Source organism: Pseudorhizobium endolithicum (genome assembly GCF_902153245.2).
GTDB classification, from domain to species: Bacteria; Pseudomonadota; Alphaproteobacteria; order Rhizobiales; family Rhizobiaceae; genus Neorhizobium; species Neorhizobium endolithicum.
The window spans coordinates 11946-12701 of the sequence record NZ_CABFWF030000007.1; the positions used below are offsets into that span (position 1 = coordinate 11946).

General features: G+C 63.6%; 1 protein-coding gene. It reads left to right on the plus strand.

The window, feature by feature from the left end:
• The coding region (locus RTCK_RS04495) for an SIS domain-containing protein (protein WP_185927915.1) at positions 1-756 on the plus strand (756 nt) is incomplete at both ends.

Sequence of the window (756 nt, forward strand, 5' to 3'; positions counted from 1 at the left end):
CAACCGCGTCGAACGGCCCCGCCAGATCACGCAGGCAGCCGCCTATCTCGTCGACAAGGGCAATCACCGGCACTTCATGGAGAAGGAAATCTACGAGCAGCCCGAGGTGATCTCCCATGCGCTCGCCCATTACGTCGACCTGGCCGACCATAGGGTGGATCCGGCGGCCGGAAACGCCATCGACTTTGCCTCGCTCCGCGGACTGGCGATCTCGGCCTGCGGCACGGCCTATCTCTCAGGTCTCGTCGGCAAATACTGGTTCGAGCGCTATGCACGCTTGCCCGTTGAGATCGATGTCGCCTCCGAGTTCCGCTACCGGGAGATTCCGCTCTCCGCCGACCAGGCGGCGCTGTTCATCTCCCAGTCCGGCGAAACCGCCGATACGCTCGCTTCGCTGCGCTATTCCCGTGACGCGGGATTGAAGATCGGCGCGGTGGTGAACGTGCAGGAATCCACCATTGCCCGCGAGTCCGATGCGATCTTCCCGATCCTTGCCGGTCCGGAGATCGGCGTCGCATCGACGAAGGCCTTCACCTGCCAGCTGACAGTCCTCGCTTCGCTCGCCATCGCCGCCGGAAAGGCCAGGGGCATCATCCCCGCTGCAGAGGAAAGGCAACTCGTGAAGAGCCTGGCGGAGATGCCGCGTCTCATGAGCGGGGTGCTGAATACGATCGGACCGCAGATCGAGGCGCTCTCCAGGGAACTCTCCAGATATAAGGACGTGCTCTATCTCGGCCGCGGCACGAGCTTCCCCCT